Here is a 16,263-nt window from a genome sequence, read left to right as displayed (position 1 = left end):
CGCCTCGACCCCGGCGTTGAGAGCCAGCAGGTTGGTCTGGAAGGCGATGCCATCGATCAGGTCGATGATCTGGTTGATCGTTTGCGACGAGCGGGCAATGCCATCCATGGCCGCCACTGCTTCGGTCACCACCTGGCCGCCGTCGCTGGCAGCAAGGGCGGTTTCCTCGATCGTGTGGCGCACGGCTTCGGCCTTGGCCGCGCTGTCGTCCACCATTGCGGTCACGTTGCGCATGGCGGTGGCGGCAGTTTCCAATTGCGCCGCCTGGGCCTCGGTACGGTGGGCAAGATCGTCAGACGCGGCGCGGATCTCGGTCGATCCGGTGCGCACATTGTCGGCCGCGCTGGTCACCGCGCCGATCACTTTGCCCAGTTCGGCCGCCATGGTGTTGAAATCGTCGCGCAGCTGGGCAAACGGGCCTTCGAGCCCGCCCTCGATCCGCGCCGCCAGGTTGCCGCTCTTGAGGTCGGCCAGGGCCACGCCCAGCGTGCGCACGATCAGGTCCACCTGCGCCGCCTTGGCCGCGTCAGCCGTGGCGAGTTGGTCGCGCAGTGCGCCAAAGGCACGGGCCAGGTCGCCGAGTTCATCCGCGCTGTCAGCGTGATCGACCTGCGCTGTGCGGTCTCCCGCGCCCAGCCGGGTGAGGGCCTGGGTCACCTCCGCCACCGGGCGGGCGACCAGGCGTTCGAGCAGGCGGTAGCTCCACACCAGGACCGCGATCAGCCCAGCCAGCGCGCCCAGCCCGGTGATCAGCGAAAACCAATATGCCTGGTTGGCCGCGGCCGTCGCCTGGGTGATATGGCCACGCTGATAGTCGATCAGCTTGTCGAGGCTGGAATCGATACCCTGGGCCAGTTCCTCGTTCTGCTGGATCAACCCTTGGGCTTCGGCCATGTGGCCCTGGCCGGCCAGAGCCTGCACCTGTTCGGCCGCAGTGGCATAGCTGGTCCAGCCCTTGGCGAAATCGCCGACAAAGCCGGCTTCGTTGGCATCCAGGTCGGTGGCTTTGAGGCTGGTCACCGCCTTGTCGATCATCGCGCGGTTTTCGGCGATGCGCGCGGTGTGGCCGGCGGCCGTCTGGCTGGATGACGGCATGGTGAGGGCGCGCAGATCGGCGTCGATCTGGGCAATCGCGGTGTCCATGCCATTGGCCAGGAGCGCCTGCGGCACGTGGTCGCCGGTGATTTCAGCGTCGTTGGCGCTGATCTGGTGCAGCCCGGCACTGATCATCGCCAGGGCCGCCATGATCATCGCGGCAATGATCACGAAAAGCCGCGACAGCTTGCGGCGGATCGGCGCGTTCTTGAGATATTCCATCGACACTCACCTGGCCAGCCGGCAGCGCAGGCCGCCGGTTCTCGGTCAGATGGAATGCCACAGTCTGCTTAGGTGCCTTTCAATGCCGGGCTAAGCGAAAGCGCCTAGTCCGGCCGGCCACGCCAGACCTCAGGCGTCGATCAGGTCGCGGTCCAGGTCGCCGGCGCGGTTCTGGATGAACATGAAACGGTGTTCGGGGTTGCGGCCCATCAGGCGGTCGACCAGGTCTTTTACTGCCGCGCGGCCTTCGTATTCCGGCGGCAGGGTGATGCGCAGCAGGCTGCGGCTGGCGGGCGCCATGGTGGTTTCGCGCAACTGGCCGGGGTTCATTTCGCCCAGGCCCTTGAACCGGCCCACTTCCACCTTCTTGCCCTTGAACTTGGTCGCTTCCAGTTCGGCGCGGTGCGCGTCGTCGCGGGCATAGGCCGAAACCGTGCCGGCGGTGAGGCGATAGAGCGGCGGCTGCGCCAGGTACAGATGCCCGCGCTTCACGATCTCGGGCATTTCCTGGAAGAAATAGGTCATCAGCAGCGTGGCGATATGCGCGCCGTCCACGTCGGCGTCGGTCATGATGATCACGCGGTCATAGCGCAGCGCGTCGGGGTTGCAGTCCTTGCGCGTGCCGCAGCCGAGCGCGAGGCACAGATCGGCGATTTCCTGGTTGGCGCGGATCTTGTCGGCCGTGGCGCTGGCGACGTTGAGAATCTTGCCGCGGATGGGCAGGATCGCCTGCGTCTTGCGGTCACGCGCCTGCTTGGCACTGCCGCCAGCCGAATCGCCTTCGACGATGAACAGTTCGGTTTCGCCGCTGCCTTCGCCCGAACAATCGGTCAGCTTGCCGGGCAGGCGCAGCTTGCGTGCGTTGGTGGCGGTCTTGCGCTTCACCTCGCGCTCCGCCTTGCGGCGCAGGCGATCATCCATCCGCTCCATAACCGCGCCGAGCAGTGCGCGGCCGCGGTCCATGTTGTCGGTCAGGAAGTGGTCGAAATGGTCGCGCACGGCCGCTTCCACCAGTCGCGCGGCTTCGGGCGAGGTGAGGCGGTCCTTGGTCTGGCTCTGGAACTGGGGATCGCGGATGAACACCGACAGCATGATCTCGCTGCCGGTGATCATGTCTTCGGGCGTAATGTCCTTGGCCTTTTTCTGGCCAACCAGTTCGCCAAAGGCGCGAATGCCGCGCGTCAGCGCCGCGCGCAGGCCCTGTTCGTGGGTGCCGCCATCGGGCGTGGGAATGGTGTTGCAGTACCAGGAATAGGCCCCGTCAGACCACAGCGGCCAGGCGATCGCCCATTCCACGCGGCCCATTTCCTGCCCATCGGGCCCGGCGGGAAAGTCCTGCCGCCCGGCAAAGGGCAGGGCCGTCACGCATTCGCGGCCCTTGACCTGTTCGGCCAGGTGATCGGCCAGGCCCCCGGGGAACTGGAACACCGCCTCGGCCGGGGTATCGTCGGCAATCAGCGCGGGATCGCACTTCCAGCGGATTTCCACCCCGGCAAACAGGTAGGCCTTGGACCGGACCAGGCGGAACAGGCGCGCCGGCTTGAACTTGGCATCGGCGCCAAAGATCGTGGCATCGGGAATGAAGGTGACGGCCGTGCCGCGCCGGTTGGGCGCATTGCCGACGCGGGCCAGCGGGCCCTTGGCCAGGCCGCAGGAAAACTCTTGCGCATAGAGTTCCTTGTTTCGCGCCACTTCCACCCGGGTGAGGGTGGACAGCGCGTTCACCACCGAAATCCCCACGCCGTGGAGACCGCCCGAGGTGGCATAGGCCTTGCCCGAAAACTTCCCGCCCGAATGCAGCGTGGTGAGGATCACCTCCAGCGCAGACTTGCCGGGATACTTGGGATGCTCGTCAACCGGGATGCCGCGCCCGTTGTCGGTGATCGTCACCTTGCCGGCGGCGCCATCGGCAGCTTCCAGGAAAACCTCGATGCGGTTGGCATGGCCCGCGACGGCTTCGTCCATCGCGTTGTCGAGCACTTCGGCAACCAGATGGTGCAGGGCGCGCTCGTCCGTCCCGCCGATATACATGCCGGGGCGGCGGCGCACCGGTTCCAGCCCTTCGAGCACCTCGATGGCAGAGCCATCATAGCTTTCTTGCGGGCTGCCCTGGGGCAGCTTGTCGAACAGGGAGCCGGAATCGTCTGTCGCCATGAGAACGGCTATAGAACACGCGCGAATTACCGCGCAAGCCGTGCAGGCCCCCTTATCCGATGGAATCGCCTAGTTCGTGAACTTTTCCGGGGCGCGCGACACGGTCACCACGGTTCCGCCCGAAACCTCGCGCACTTCCAGCGCGCGCTCGGCCACGCCATTGGCATTGAAGCGGAAAACGCCATCGGTGCCGATGAAGCCGTCCGGAGCATAGAGCCTCGCTGTGGGAAACAGCGTGCCCGGCTTCCAATTGCGCGCGATGTTGAGCGTGAGCAGTACCGAATCATAGCCCAGCGTGGCGATGCGGGCGGGCGCCGTGCCGAACCGCTGGCGGTAGGACTGCTCGAAGCGCGGCAGGCGATCATCGGAAATCGCGGCAAACCACGCGCCCTTCATCGCCGGGGTGCGTGCCAGCGTCGGGTCACCCTTCCACAGTTCAGTGCCCAGCAGGCGCGTGCCCTTGGCAAAGGGCGCGGCCTGCACCGCGATCCGCGCGCCATCACCGATCAGCAGCGCATCGATCGGCCCGCGCGCCTTCACCCGGCGCACCGCGCTCGCGGCCGAGGTATTGCTGCGGTCATAGGTTTCGATGGCGGTCAGGCGAATGCCCTGCATCCGTGCGGCATCGGTCAGCGCGATGCTTACCCGCTGGCCATAAGTGCCGCTTGGCACGATCGCGCCCACGGTCCGGATCCCCTGGCTATGGGCATAGCCGATCACGCGGGCGATCGATTGACCGGGCACCTGGCCCAGCACGAAAACATCGCGATCGGCCACCGCGCTGTCGTTGGAATAGGTGATCATCGGCACCTTGGCCGGGCGGGCTACCCCAGCCACGGCGCTGACATCTTCCGAGGTCAGCGGGCCTAGGATCAGGCGATTGCCATCGAGCACGGCCTTGCTCGCTGCTGCAGCGGCGCCCGCGCCGGTATCATAGGTAGTGATGCGCAAGGACTGCGCGTTGGTATCGAGCAGGGCCATCGTGGTGGCATTGGCAATCGCCTGGCCCACGGCGGCGTTGGGGCCGGTCAGCGGCACGAGCAGCGCCACGCGGTGGCGGCCGGCATCGCTCGGCAGCACGTTTTCCTGCGGCGCGGTTTCGCGCGGCGGGGGCGAGGTGCCCGGCGTTCCGGGCTTGGGAATGACCGAACAGCCGGCCAGCAGCGCCGCCGGCAGCGACAGCGCCAGCCACTGGCCCATGCGGCGGCGGCTCAAGCCGGAAGGCGCCCTGCTGCCGTCCGCAATGCCGTTGTTGCCGCTCTTGCCCATCATCATCTGCTTGCCGCTCCCGTAAGGCCGGTCCATGGAAAAGGAATGGATACACCACCCCTTGCGCCCGGGCTCTATATCGTGGCCACGCCCATCGGCAATCTTGGCGATATCACCGCCCGTGCCGCCGACATCCTCGCCCGGTGTGACGTCATAGCCTGCGAAGATACCCGCGTCACGGGCAAGTTGCTCAATCATCTGGGAATCCGCAAGGCCATGCGCCGCTATGATGACCACGCCTCGGCCGATGTGCGCGGGCGGCTGCTCGGTGAAATGGCCGAAAAGTCGGTCGTGCTGGTGTCGGACGCCGGCACGCCGCTGATTTCCGACCCCGGCTATCGCCTGGTGCGCGAGGCACGCGAACTGGGCCTTGCCGTCACCAGCCTGCCGGGGCCGAGCGCGATGATCGTGGCGCTGACGCTGGCGGGCCTGCCGACTGATCGCTTCATGTTCGCCGGTTTCCTGCCGTCGAAGGACAAGGCGCGCGGCGATGTGCTGGCCGAACTGGCCGCGATACCGGCCACGCTGGTGTTCTATGAAACCGGGCCGCGCCTGGTTGCCTCGCTCACGGCAATGGAACAGCATCTGCCGGGGCGCGAACTGGCCGTCGCACGCGAATTGACCAAGCTGCACGAGGAATGCCGCAGCGGCACGCCCGAGGAACTGATCGCGCACTACTCTGCCCATCCCCCCAAGGGTGAGATCGTACTGCTGGCCGGCCCACCGCCCGCGCCTGCTGCGCCAGCGGCCGATGACGTCGACACACTGCTGCGCGCCGCGCTGGAGCACCTGTCGCCCTCGCAGGCGGCCGGGCAGGTGGCCAAGGCCCATGGCCTTGATCGCAAGTCGCTTTATGCCCGTGCCATGGCGCTGAAAGAGGCCCCGTGAATCGCGCCCGGGCCGAGGCGCAGGGCCGGCGCGGCGAATGGCTGGCCGGGCTCTACCTGATGCTCACCGGCTGGCGCGTGCTGGCACGGCGGGTGAAGATCGGCGTGGGTGAGGTGGATCTGGTCGCGCGGCGGGGCCGCACCGTGGCCTTTGTCGAGGTGAAATGGCGGGACAGCGCGGCCGCGCTCGATACCGCGATCGACGCCCGCCGCCTGGCGCGCGTTGCCCGCGCGGCGCAGGCACTGGCACCGCGCTATGCCGGGCCAGGCGATGATGTGCGGATCGATGTGATCCTGATTGCGCCGGGCCGCTGGCCGCGCCGCATCGTCAACGCCTGGCAGCCGTGACCATCAGGCGTGTACCAGGCCCGGCACGTCGATCAGCACCACCGCGCAGGCAATGAGGCACAGAAACGGGGTAATGAGCCGGGCGGCAAGCATGGTTGATTTTTCCTGATGCGGTTGCGGCTCCTTTTTGGTCGCGCTGCTGCCAATTCGCCTTTAAACGGGCCACCCGCAAGACCACGGATATCATTCGGAGCACTGCCTTGACCCTGCGCGTTGCGGTCCAGATGGACCCTCTCCATTCGATCAAGATCGGTGGTGATTCGACCTTTGCCCTGATGCTGTCCGCCCAGGCGCGCGGGCATGAACTGTGGTATTACCACGTCACCAGCCTGGCCTGGGAAGCGGGCCGGGTAACGGCCGATGCCGCGCCAGTCACGGTGCAGCACGTCGAAGGCGATCACTATCACCTGGGTGAGACGCGCAAGATCGATCTGGGCCGCGATGTCGATGTCGTGCTGATGCGGCAGGACCCGCCGTTTGACCTGGGCTATATCACCGCCACGCACTTGCTGGAGCGGCTGGAGGGCGAGACCCTGGTGGTCAACGATCCCCGCTCGGTCCGCAATGCGCCCGAAAAGGTCTATGTCCTCGACTATGCGCGCTTCATGCCGCCCACGCTGATCACGCGTTCGGCGCTCGACGTGCGCGCGTTCCAGCACAAGCATGGTGACCGCGCCGTGGTGGTCAAGCCGCTGCATGGCAATGGCGGCAAGGCGGTGTTCAAGATTGATGCCGATGGCGGCAACCTGTCGGCGCTGGCCGAACTGTTCGGCCAGGTCTGGCCCGAACCGTTCATGGTTCAGCCCTTCCTTCCCGAAGTGGCCGAGGGCGACAAGCGCATCGTGCTGGTCGACGGCGAAGTGGCCGGCGCGATCAACCGCAAGCCGGGCGAGGGCGAGTTCCGCTCCAACCTGGCGGTGGGCGGCTATGCCGAGGCAGCCACCCTGACCGCGCGCGAGCAGGAAATCTGCGAAGCCATGGGTCCCGAGCTGAAAAAGCGCGGCCTGATCTTCGTGGGCATCGACGTGATTGGCGGCAAGTGGCTCACCGAAATCAACGTCACGTCGCCCACCGGCATCGTCGCGATCGACCGGTTCAACGGCAGCGATACCGGCGGCATGATCTGGGACGCGATCGAACGGCGGATTTGATTTTCACGCGGGGCCGTTTGCGGCCCCGCGCGTTGTTCCGATCATGAACGACTGGATTTTGCAGCTTATTGCCGACGGCGGCTATTGGGGCATCGCGTTCCTGATGGCGTTGGAAAACATCTTTCCGCCCATCCCTTCCGAGGTGATCATGGGCATGGGCGGGATTGCCGTGGCCCAGGGGCGCATGGATGTGGTGCCGCTGATGATCTTCGGCACGGTCGGCTCCACGCTGGGCAACTATGCCTGGTTCCTGCTGGGCCGGCACCTAGGCTATCAACGCTTGCAGCCGTTCGTCGCGCGCTATGGCCGCGTGCTCACGCTCGATTGGCCGGCGATGCGCCGCCTCGTCGCGTTCTTTCGCCGCCACGGGCAATGGGTGGTCTTCGTCATGCGCTTTTCGCCGGCGATGCGGACGATGATCTCGCTGCCGGCTGGCCTCGCCGCCATGGGCCATGCGCGCTTTCTGGTCTTTACCTTTGCCGGCGCGGCAATCTGGAATGCGTTGCTGGTCTGGGCCGGCTGGCACCTGGGGCAGCATTATGAAAAGGTGGCCGCCTATACCGGGCCGGCCTCGCTCGGGCTCACCGCCGTGCTGGTCGGCGCCTATCTCTGGCGCGTTGCCACGTGGAAGCCGCGGGAAGTTCAGCGGGACCCCGGATCAAGTCCGGGGTGACGTAAATCTATTGTCATCGTCACCCCGGACTTGAACCGGGGTCCCGCTTGTCCAAGCAACAAAAAAGGCCGCATCTTGCGATGCGACCTTTTCGTGTTACTTGCCGCCGCCCTGGGCCAGCCATTCCTCAAGATACTTGATCGAATAGCCGCCATCGAGAACCGTCGGATCTTCCAGCAGCCGCTGGTGCAGCGGGATCGAGGTCTTGACCCCGTCGATCACCATTTCCTCCAGCGCGCGCTTGAGGCGCATGATGCAGCCTTCGCGGGTGCGACCATAGACGATCAACTTGGCGATCATCGAATCGTAATAGGGCGGGATCTTGTAGCCGGCATAGAGCCCGCTATCGACGCGCACGTGCATGCCACCGGCCGCGTGATAGCTCTTCACCAGGCCCGGCGAGGGCGCGAACGTAAAGGGATCTTCGGCGTTGATGCGGCACTCGATCGCGTGGCCCTTGAACTCGATCTCGTCCTGCGTCACCGACAGCGGCTTGCCATCGGCAATGCGGATCTGCTCGCGCACCAGGTCGACGCCGGTGATCGCTTCGGTCACCGGATGTTCCACCTGCAGGCGGGTGTTCATTTCGATGAAATAGAACTCGCCGTTTTCCCACAGGAACTCGATCGTGCCGGCGCCGCGATAGCCCATGTCGGCCATCGCCTTGGCCACAACGCCACCCATGCGGGCGCGCTCGTCAGACGAGATGACCGGCGAGGGGGCTTCTTCCAGCACCTTCTGGTGGCGGCGCTGCAACGAGCAGTCGCGCTCGCCCAGGTGGATGGCCTTGCCATTGCCGTCGCCAAAGATCTGGAATTCGATGTGGCGCGGATTGCCCAGATACTTTTCGAGGTACACCGTGGCATCGCCGAACGCAGCCTTGGCTTCAGAACCAGCCTGCTGCATCAGCGTGGCGAGGTCATCGGGGCTGTTGCACACCTTCATGCCGCGCCCGCCGCCGCCCGAAGCGGCCTTGATGATCACCGGATAGCCGATTTCCTCGGCGATCTTCCGGGCTTCTTCCACATCGGAAATCGCGCCGTCAGAACCGGGCACCAGCGGCAGACCCAGCGCGCCGGCGGTGCGCTTGGCTTCCACCTTGTCGCCCATCGTGCGGATGTGCTCGGGCTTGGGGCCGATCCAGGTAATGTCGTGCGCTTCGACGATTTCGGCAAAGCGCGCGTTTTCCGACAGGAAGCCATAGCCGGGGTGGATCGCGTCGGCCTGGGTGATCTCGGCCGCTGAAATGATCGCGGCGATGTTGAGATAGCTGTCCTTGGCGGCGGGCGGCCCGATGCACACGGCATGGTCTGCCAGGCGCACGTGCATGGCATCGGCGTCGGCGGTGGAATGCACCGCCACCGTTTCGATGCCCATTTCGTGCGCAGCGCGATGGATGCGCAGCGCGATTTCGCCGCGATTGGCGATCAGCAGGCGCTTGATGGCCATCTTTTCTATGTCCTTAGCCGATGACCACGAGCGGCTGGTCGTATTCGACCGGCTGCGCGTTTTCGACCAGGATCGCCTTGATCGTGCCGCTGGCCGGCGCGGTGATCGGGTTCATCACCTTCATCGCTTCCACGATCAGCAGCGTGTCACCAGCCTTCACTGCCTGGCCCACCGCGATGAACGCGGGCGCGCCCGGTTCGGGGGTGAGATAGCAGGTGCCGACCATCGGCGATTTCACCGCGCCGGCCAGATCGGCGGCGGCGGGAGCGGCGTCTGCCGCAGGGGCGGGGGCTGCAGTGGCTGGCGCGGCCATGGCAGCAGCAGGCGCTGCCACCATGTGTGCCACCGGGGCGGCCGTCAGCGTGCGCGCCACGCGGATCTTGCGGGCACCGTCTTCCACTTCGATTTCGGAAAGCCCGGTGTCGGCCAGCAGTTCGGCCAGTTCGCGCACAAGCGCGCTGTCGATTGCCATGGTTGCGGCGGGCTTGTCGCCGGTGTCGTGGCCCATTGTTAACCTCACAGGTGGGAAAGTCTGGCGCAGCGCCATGCCCGCACGGGGGCGCGCTGGCAAGGGGAAAGGCGGGCGAAATCGCCCACCCTTCGGGGAAAAACCGGGCCTAAGCGCGGTTAAAGATGCAAAACCGCGTCGAGCGCGACGATATAGCTCGCCGCGCCGAACCCGGCGACCGTGGCCTTGGCCGCCATGCCGACATAGCTCTTGTGGCGGAATTCCTCGCGCTTGTGCGGATTGGAAAGGTGCACTTCTATCACCGGGGTGACGATGCCCTTGATCGCATCGTGCAGCGCCACGCTGGTGTGGGTATAGGCGCCGGCATTGAGCAGCACCGCGCGCGCGCCCACGGCCTGGGCCTCGTGCAGCCAGTCGATTAGGTGGCCTTCGTGATTCGATTGGCGCACGTCCACCGTCAGGCCCAGGTCCTGGGCGCGGTCTTCCAGGCGGCCGGCAATATCGTCGAGCGTGTCGTGACCATAGATGGCCGGCTCGCGCATGCCCAGAAGGTTGAGGTTCGGGCCGTTGAGCACGAACACCACGGGCGCGGTGGCAGGGGCGGCGGTATCGGTCATGGTCTGGCTAAACTCCTGCCGGGAACGGTGCGCGGGTGATAGCGCCCTGCTGCGTTGGTGCAAGAGCTGTGCCTTGGCTGCAAGAGGCAGCCGATCAGGTGGCGACCGGCGGGCTGCCCACGTCGACCGGGCCAGGCACGCCGACCGGTGGCGGAGGCTGGATCACCAGTTGCGGCCCTTCGTTGTCGGCCTGGAAATCGGCCGATGGCTGGTTGTCGCTTTGCTGCTGCTGATCGACGTCACCTTCCACCGGCGGCTGGTCTTCCGAGGTTGCTTCCTGGCTGTCGCTATCGTCACTCACGGTGCCGGTCGTGACGGGTGACGTCGATCCAGCAGCGGCCTCTGCCGCCGCGGCGCGCTTTTCCGCGGCAGCGGCCTTGGCCTCGGCCGCGGCAATGCGCTCTTCCATCTTGCGGTCACGCTCGCTTTCGCAACCGGCCAAGGCCAGGCTGCCCACGGCCAGCGCCATGAGCGAAAGACGGGGCAGGTGCATGCGCAAGGGTTTGGACAGGTTGGGCATCTTGAACCCGAGCCTAGCAGCCAAAGGTTACTGCAAGCTAACCACCATGACGCCGCAACCTGTCCCTCCTCCGGCTTACTGGTGGCGATAGACCGCGCGTTCATGGCTGAAGCACTTGAAGCCGAAATAGCCGTGGTAGCTGCCCATGCCGCTGGTGTTCACGCCGCCAAACGGCAGGTTGTTTTCCAGGTAGTGCGAGAACACACCGTTGACAGTGACGCCGCCAGACGAGGTACGGGCCAAGACCGTCTCGACCACGTTTTCGTCGGGGCTATAGACATACAAGGCCAGCGGCTTGTCGCGCGCCTCGATATAGCCGATCGCCTGGTCGAGCGATTCATAGGTCATCACCGGGATGACCGGCGCAAAAATCTCGTCCTGCAGGATGGTCATTTGCGGCGTCACGTCGGTGAGCATGGTCGGGTGGATGGTCAGGTCTTCGGCCTCGAACGTGCCGCCCACGGCCACCGTGGCGCCCTTGGCCACGGCATCATCAAACATGCCTTTCACGCGATCGAAATTGGCCTGGTTGACGACCTGGGCAATGCCATCCTTTTTCAACTGGCCATCGTCGCCATAGAGATTGGCGCGGACGCTGGCGGCAAAGCCTTCGACCAGCGCGGCTTTCTGTGCTTCCTTGACGAAGACATAGTCGGGGCTGATGCAGGCCTGCCCGCCGTTGAACTGCTTGGCGGCGGCCAGTTGCGCTGCGACCTTGCCGATGTCGGCACCGTCATCGACGATCACCGGCGACTTGCCGCCCAGTTCGAGCGTGACCGTGGTCAGATGCTTTGCCGCCGCTGCCATGACGATCTTGCCCACGCGCGGGCTGCCGGTGAAGAAGATATGTGAAAACGGCAGGTCGAGCAGCGCCGTGGCCACCGACACATCGCCTTCGAACAGCGCGACATCCTTCTCGTCGAATGCCTCGCGAATGATCGTCGCCGCAACGCGGGCGGTCGCCGGGCACAGGTCGGTCAGCTTGACGATGCAGGTGTTGCCCGCCGCAATCGCTGCCGCCACTGGCCCGAGTGCCAGGCCGAGCGGAAAGTTCCACGGCCCGAGCACGAGGCAGACACCCCGTGCTTCGTAGATGATCTGCGCGCGGTCGTCTGGATTGAGCGACGGCGTCACCTCGGTCGGCGCCATCCAGGCATCGAGATTGTCGATATTGCGCTGGATATTGCCGGTTACATTGAGCACCTCGGTGACGCGGATCTCGCCCACCGGCTTGCGCGTGTCTTCCAGCACGGCGGCAATGATGGCGTCGGCATGGGCCTCCACCGCCGCCTTCAGCCGTGCCAGCTTGGCCTTGCGCACTTCTGCACTCGATGCCTTGGCCTCCCACTGATGCGCCTGTTGCAGGGCAAAGACGCGACGGATGTCGTCGGCAAGGTCGGCGGCGGTCGGGGCGGTCGTCGTCATGGCTATGGCATCCTGCTCAGTGTTTTTGTTCGTTAGACACACTAACTAGTGCAGGGGCCGCTGGCAACGATGTCCGAAGGGGTGGGCGCGGGTTGCCGGCCTGCCGATGTGGCAGCGGCGCGCTGGCATCAATATCGGGGTTGGTCACGGACGGTCGCACGACTCAGCCAGGATCGCCAAGGGATCGGGGCGGTTAGCAACGCATATCGGGAGAGGATTTTCTGGCACGTCGATCTGTCCCACCAGCGCCGCTTGCGGACAATTTCGGGGAGCCCCCAGAGGGGTAAGATATCGACTATGTCAGTGAGAAATTGGTCGGGACGAGAGGATTCGAACCTCCGACCCCCACACCCCCAGTGTGATGCGCTACCAGGCTGCGCTACGTCCCGACCGGTGGGGCGCCTCTAAGCGGAACGTTTCGGGATGGCAAGCCCCTTGCACGGCATCTTTTTGCGCCGGCCGGGAAATGCCTGTGGATTGTGATGCGCGCAGGGCACGGCGATCGGGGTGCGAAAGGCGCGCCGATGGCGCTTCATTGCCTTGCCTTTCCCAAACTGCTAGCAGCCGCGGCCAATTGCAACAATCGGGGGAAGGTGCGGCCACACGTGCCCCGCCGGGGGTTGTAAACCCTTGTCTCCGATCCCACGAACGGTTCTGTCATGCTCAGCCTTCTCTCCGCCGCCGCCGCCAATGCGGCCTCGCCGCCCGCCTACCTCCAGTTCCTGCCGCTGGTGGCCATGGCCGTGATCTTCTATTTCCTCATCCTGCGTCCGCAGATGAAGCGCCAGAAGGAACACCAGCAGCGCCTGGCCGCCTTGCAGAAGGGCGATTCCGTGATCACCGCCGGCGGCCTGCTCGGCAAGATCGTGCGGATCGACGATGCCTATGTCGATCTGGAACTGGCCCCGGGCGTGCGCGTCAAGGCCGTGCGCTCCACCCTGGGTGAGATCGTGCAGCCCGGCGACAAGCCCGCCAACGACTGACCGTTACCGGACCCTGGCCGATCTCGTTGGTCCGACCACATAGATTTCTGGCCCGATAGATTTCTGAAAGCCCGATCATGCTCGATTTTCCGCGCTGGAAGGTACTGATGCTATGGGGGGTGACCATTCTGGTCGCCCTGGCATCATTGCCTTCGCTGTTTACGGTCTCCGGCCTTGCCTGGCCCTCGGCCCTGCCTTCGCCCACGATCAACCTGGGCCTGGACCTGGCCGGTGGCAGCCACATCCTGCTCGAGGCCGATCCATCGCAAGTGCGCGAGCAGCGGTTGGAAGGCATGGAGGAATCCGTCCGCAACAAGCTGAAGACGACCGATGCCACCATCCGCATCAGCGACATCAGCAACAACAACGGCAGCCTGACCTTCCTGGTTGACGATGTCACCAAGGTGGACGCCGTGCGCGAGGCGATCCTGCCGTTGACGTCGGGCGCGGGCCTGACCGGCCAGCGCGACTGGAATATCCAGGTGGTGGACGGCAACCGCTTCGTCCTCACCCCCACGCAGGAAGGCATCGACCAGGCCGTGAGCCAGGCGATGGACACCGCCGTGGAAGTGGTGCGCAAGCGCATCGACGGCCTGGGTACCAAGGAACCGACGATCCTGCGCCAGGGTGCGCAGCGCATCGTGGTCCAGGTGCCGGGCCTGCAGGACCCGCAGCAGCTCAAGAGCCTGCTGGGCCAGACTGCCAAGCTGGAATTCAAGCTGGTCGATCAAAGCGCGCTGCCGTCTGACCTGGCGCGCGGCATTGCCCCGGCCGGCAGCCAGATCCTGCCGTTTGCCGATCCCAAGCAGGGCGTGCCGATCGCGGTCAAGCGCCTGGGCGGCATTCGCGGCGACGAACTGACCAACGCGCAGGCCGGCAACAACCCGCAGACCAACGAACCGGTGGTGAATATCACGTTCAACACCGAAGGCGGCGCCAAGTTCGCCAAGTTGACCACGCAGAACGTGGGCAAGCCCTTTGCCATCATTCTTGATGGCAAGGTGCTGTCGGCACCCAACATCAACGAACCGATCCTGGGCGGCAGCGCGCAGATTTCCGGCCACTTCACCGCTGAAAGCGCGGGTCAGCTGGCAATCTCGCTGCGCTCTGGCGCCCTGCCGGTCGATCTCAAGGTCGTGGAAGAACGCACGGTCGGTCCTGACCTTGGCGCCGATTCGATCCGCAAGGGCGTGATCGCCATGGCGGTCGGCACGCTGGCCCTGGTGGTATTCATCATCGCCACCTATGGCCGCTTCGGCGTCTATGCCTGCCTTGCGCTGGTCATGAACATGCTGATGATCCTGGGGGTCATGGCCACGATCGGCGCCACGCTGACGCTGCCAGGCATTGCCGGCTTCGTGCTCACCATCGGCGCCGCGGTCGACGCCAACGTCTTGATCAACGAGCGTATCCGCGAAGAACGCCATCGCGGCCGCCGCGTCGTGGCGGCGGTCGAAACCGGCTACAAGGAAGCCAGCCGCGCCATCTTCGATGCCAACGTCACCAACGTGATTGCGGCCGTACTGATGGCCAGCTTTGGCTCCGGCCCGGTCAAGGGCTTTGCCGTGGTGCTGATGATCGGCATTGCCACCTCGGTCTATACCTCGATGTGGCTCACCCGCATGTGGGTGGCGCAATGGCTGCGCCGCGCCCGCCCTGCCGATCTCAAGCTGTGACAGGGGAGCGATAACCCATGAAACTTTTGAAGCTCGTTCCCGACAACACCAACATCCACTTCCTCAAGTGGCGCGTGCCGTTCTACCTGGGCAGTCTGCTGCTCATGGCCGCCTCGCTTGGCCTGGTGTTCACCAAGGGCCTGAATCTGGGCGTCGATTTCGTCGGCGGTCAGATGATCCGCGTGACGTTCGAGCGCAGCGCCGAGGCGCCGGTGGCCGACCTGCGCAGTGAAGTGGCCAAGCTCGGCTATGGTGAGCCGATCATCCAGCGCTATGGCAAGCCCAACGAAATCTCGATCCGCATGAAGCTGCCCGAGGGTTCGGAGCATGATGCCGCGCAGTCTGACAAGATGGCGCGCACCATCACGGCCGATATCAAGAGCCACCACACCGATGCGCGGATCGACGGCATCGATTCGGTTTCCGGCAAGGTGTCCGGCGAACTCAAATGGGACGCGTTCAAGGCGCTTGGCCTCGCCGCGCTGGCTGTGGCCGCCTATATCTGGATCCGCTTCGAATGGCAGTTCGGCGTCGGCGCCCTGTTCAGCCTGGTGCACGACGTCACGCTCACGCTTGGCATGTTCGCGCTGACCCAGATGGAGTTCGACCTCAACATCGTGGCGGCACTGCTCACGCTGATTGGCTATTCGCTCAACGATACGATCGTGGTCTACGATCGCGTGCGCGAAAACCTCAAGAAGTATCGTAAGATGCCGCTGCCCGAACTGCTCGATCTGTCGGTCAACGAAACGCTGGCACGCACCATCGTCACGTCGCTGTCGATGCTGATCACGCTGGTGGCGCTGCTCGCGTTTGGGCCGGAAGTGATCTTCGGCTTTACCGCCGCCATCACCCTGGGCATTTTCGTGGGTACCTACAGCTCGATCTACATGGCTGCGCCCATCCTGATCTGGCTCAAGGTCAATCCCAAGAGCTTCGTGCCTACCGAAACCGCGCTGGAAAAGCAGGAGCGCCTCGCGCGCGAAGGCGCCTGATTTTTGGCGATTTAATGTAAGGTTTCGCACCACCCCCAACCCCCTCCTCTGAAGAGGAGGGGGCTTTTTTGTATGTACTCCCCATCCTCTTTAGAGGAGGGGGTTGGGGGGTGGTGGAAACCAGGCACTACAGATCGGTCAGCCGCCCGCAACGACCTTGCCGTAAACATCAGCCAGCATCGCGGCGTTGTTTTCCCAACTGAACCGCGCGGCGCAGGCTGCAACCGCTTCGGGTGCGCTGGGCTGGGAAATGAGGGCCGCCAGCGCGCGGGCAATCGCGGCAGGCTCGCGGGCGGCAATGCGCCCGGCGGCCGGCGCCATCAGCACTTC

15 protein-coding genes, 1 tRNA gene and 1 pseudogene are annotated in these 16,263 nt (G+C 65.1%); 7 read left to right on the top strand and 10 right to left on the bottom strand.

Annotation, left to right across the window (positions count from 1 at the left end):
* From H926_RS25605 to H926_RS0104545, 3 genes are all read right to left on the bottom strand, one after another.
* The coding region (locus H926_RS25605; protein ID WP_022675264.1) for a methyl-accepting chemotaxis protein at nt 1-1,317 on the bottom strand (1,317 nt) is incomplete at its 3' end.
* A 129-nt stretch (nt 1,318-1,446) separates the two neighbouring features.
* Nucleotides 1,447-3,471: a DNA topoisomerase IV subunit B gene (locus H926_RS0104550; RefSeq protein ID WP_022675263.1), complete on the bottom strand. Its 2,025-nt coding sequence runs from the start codon at nt 3,469-3,471 to the stop codon at nt 1,447-1,449.
* 69 nt (nt 3,472-3,540) lie between these two features.
* Nucleotides 3,541-4,776 (bottom strand): penicillin-binding protein activator, encoded by a 1,236-nt coding sequence (locus H926_RS0104545; RefSeq protein WP_371256217.1) that lies wholly within the window; start codon nt 4,774-4,776, stop codon nt 3,541-3,543.
* Between the two features lie 9 nt (nt 4,777-4,785).
* On the opposite strand from H926_RS0104545, the gene rsmI reads away from it, so the two are divergent.
* The 4 genes from rsmI (at nt 4,786) to H926_RS0104525 (ending at nt 7,799) form a co-directional block, all read left to right on the top strand.
* Nucleotides 4,786-5,628 carry a 16S rRNA (cytidine(1402)-2'-O)-methyltransferase gene (rsmI, locus tag H926_RS0104540; protein WP_022675261.1) on the top strand — a complete coding sequence of 281 codons (843 nt, stop codon included), beginning with the start codon at nt 4,786-4,788 and terminating at the stop codon, nt 5,626-5,628.
* The gene (locus H926_RS0104535) at nt 5,625-5,975 is read left to right on the top strand and encodes a YraN family protein (protein WP_022675260.1); all 351 of its coding nucleotides are present in this window, start codon (nt 5,625-5,627) and stop codon (nt 5,973-5,975) included. Before rsmI ends, H926_RS0104535 begins: the two co-directional genes overlap by 4 nt.
* Nucleotides 5,976-6,175: 200 nt before the next feature.
* Complete coding sequence (gene gshB / locus H926_RS0104530; RefSeq protein ID WP_022675258.1) at nt 6,176-7,126, top strand: glutathione synthase; 951 nt, start codon at nt 6,176-6,178, stop codon at nt 7,124-7,126.
* Between the two features lie 43 nt (nt 7,127-7,169).
* Nucleotides 7,170-7,799 carry a DedA family protein gene (locus H926_RS0104525; RefSeq protein ID WP_022675257.1) on the top strand — a complete coding sequence of 210 codons (630 nt, stop codon included), beginning with the start codon at nt 7,170-7,172 and terminating at the stop codon, nt 7,797-7,799.
* A 96-nt stretch (nt 7,800-7,895) separates the two neighbouring features.
* Here H926_RS0104525 and accC read toward each other — a convergent pair whose 3' ends face one another.
* The 6 genes from accC to H926_RS0104495 all read right to left on the bottom strand — a co-directional run bounded on the left by accC (nt 7,896) and on the right by H926_RS0104495 (nt 12,668).
* A complete protein-coding gene (gene accC / locus H926_RS0104520) occupies nt 7,896-9,248 on the bottom strand; it encodes an acetyl-CoA carboxylase biotin carboxylase subunit (protein WP_022675256.1) in 1,353 nt (450 codons plus the stop codon).
* Nucleotides 9,249-9,261: 13 nt separating this feature from the next.
* Complete coding sequence (accB, locus tag H926_RS0104515) at nt 9,262-9,756, bottom strand: acetyl-CoA carboxylase biotin carboxyl carrier protein (RefSeq protein WP_022675255.1); 495 nt, start codon at nt 9,754-9,756, stop codon at nt 9,262-9,264.
* Between the two features lie 119 nt (nt 9,757-9,875).
* On the bottom strand, nt 9,876-10,334 hold the full coding sequence (gene aroQ / locus H926_RS0104510) for a type II 3-dehydroquinate dehydratase (protein WP_022675254.1): 459 nt from the start codon (nt 10,332-10,334) through the stop codon (nt 9,876-9,878).
* 94 nt (nt 10,335-10,428) lie between these two features.
* Nucleotides 10,429-10,854 carry a hypothetical protein gene (locus H926_RS25600; protein WP_022675253.1) on the bottom strand — a complete coding sequence of 142 codons (426 nt, stop codon included), beginning with the start codon at nt 10,852-10,854 and terminating at the stop codon, nt 10,429-10,431.
* A gap of 75 nt (nt 10,855-10,929) precedes the next feature.
* Entirely contained in the window at nt 10,930-12,279 is a 1,350-nt protein-coding gene (locus H926_RS0104500) for an aldehyde dehydrogenase family protein (protein ID WP_022675252.1), read from the bottom strand.
* A 312-nt stretch (nt 12,280-12,591) separates the two neighbouring features.
* Nucleotides 12,592-12,668, bottom strand: a tRNA-Pro gene (locus tag H926_RS0104495).
* 270 nt (nt 12,669-12,938) lie between these two features.
* Between H926_RS0104495 and yajC the strand changes: the two genes are divergently transcribed.
* The 3 genes from yajC to secF all read left to right on the top strand — a co-directional run bounded on the left by yajC (nt 12,939) and on the right by secF (nt 15,933).
* On the top strand, nt 12,939-13,262 hold the full coding sequence (yajC, locus tag H926_RS0104485) for a preprotein translocase subunit YajC (RefSeq protein WP_022675251.1): 324 nt from the start codon (nt 12,939-12,941) through the stop codon (nt 13,260-13,262).
* A gap of 77 nt (nt 13,263-13,339) precedes the next feature.
* Nucleotides 13,340-14,938 (top strand): protein translocase subunit SecD, encoded by a 1,599-nt coding sequence (gene secD, locus H926_RS0104480; RefSeq protein ID WP_022675250.1) that lies wholly within the window; start codon nt 13,340-13,342, stop codon nt 14,936-14,938.
* Between the two features lie 17 nt (nt 14,939-14,955).
* Entirely contained in the window at nt 14,956-15,933 is a 978-nt protein-coding gene (secF, locus tag H926_RS0104475) for a protein translocase subunit SecF (protein WP_022675249.1), read from the top strand.
* Between the two features lie 138 nt (nt 15,934-16,071).
* Here the strand turns inward: secF and H926_RS32970 are convergent.
* Nucleotides 16,072-16,263 (bottom strand): annotated as a pseudogene (locus H926_RS32970) (glycosyltransferase family 4 protein); the annotation flags it as partial.

Origin of the sequence: Novosphingobium sp. B-7 (assembly GCF_000410615.1) — a bacterium.
In the GTDB taxonomy this organism is placed as follows: domain Bacteria; phylum Pseudomonadota; class Alphaproteobacteria; order Sphingomonadales; family Sphingomonadaceae; genus Novosphingobium; species Novosphingobium capsulatum.
This window is presented reverse-complemented; position numbering and strand designations above follow the sequence as displayed.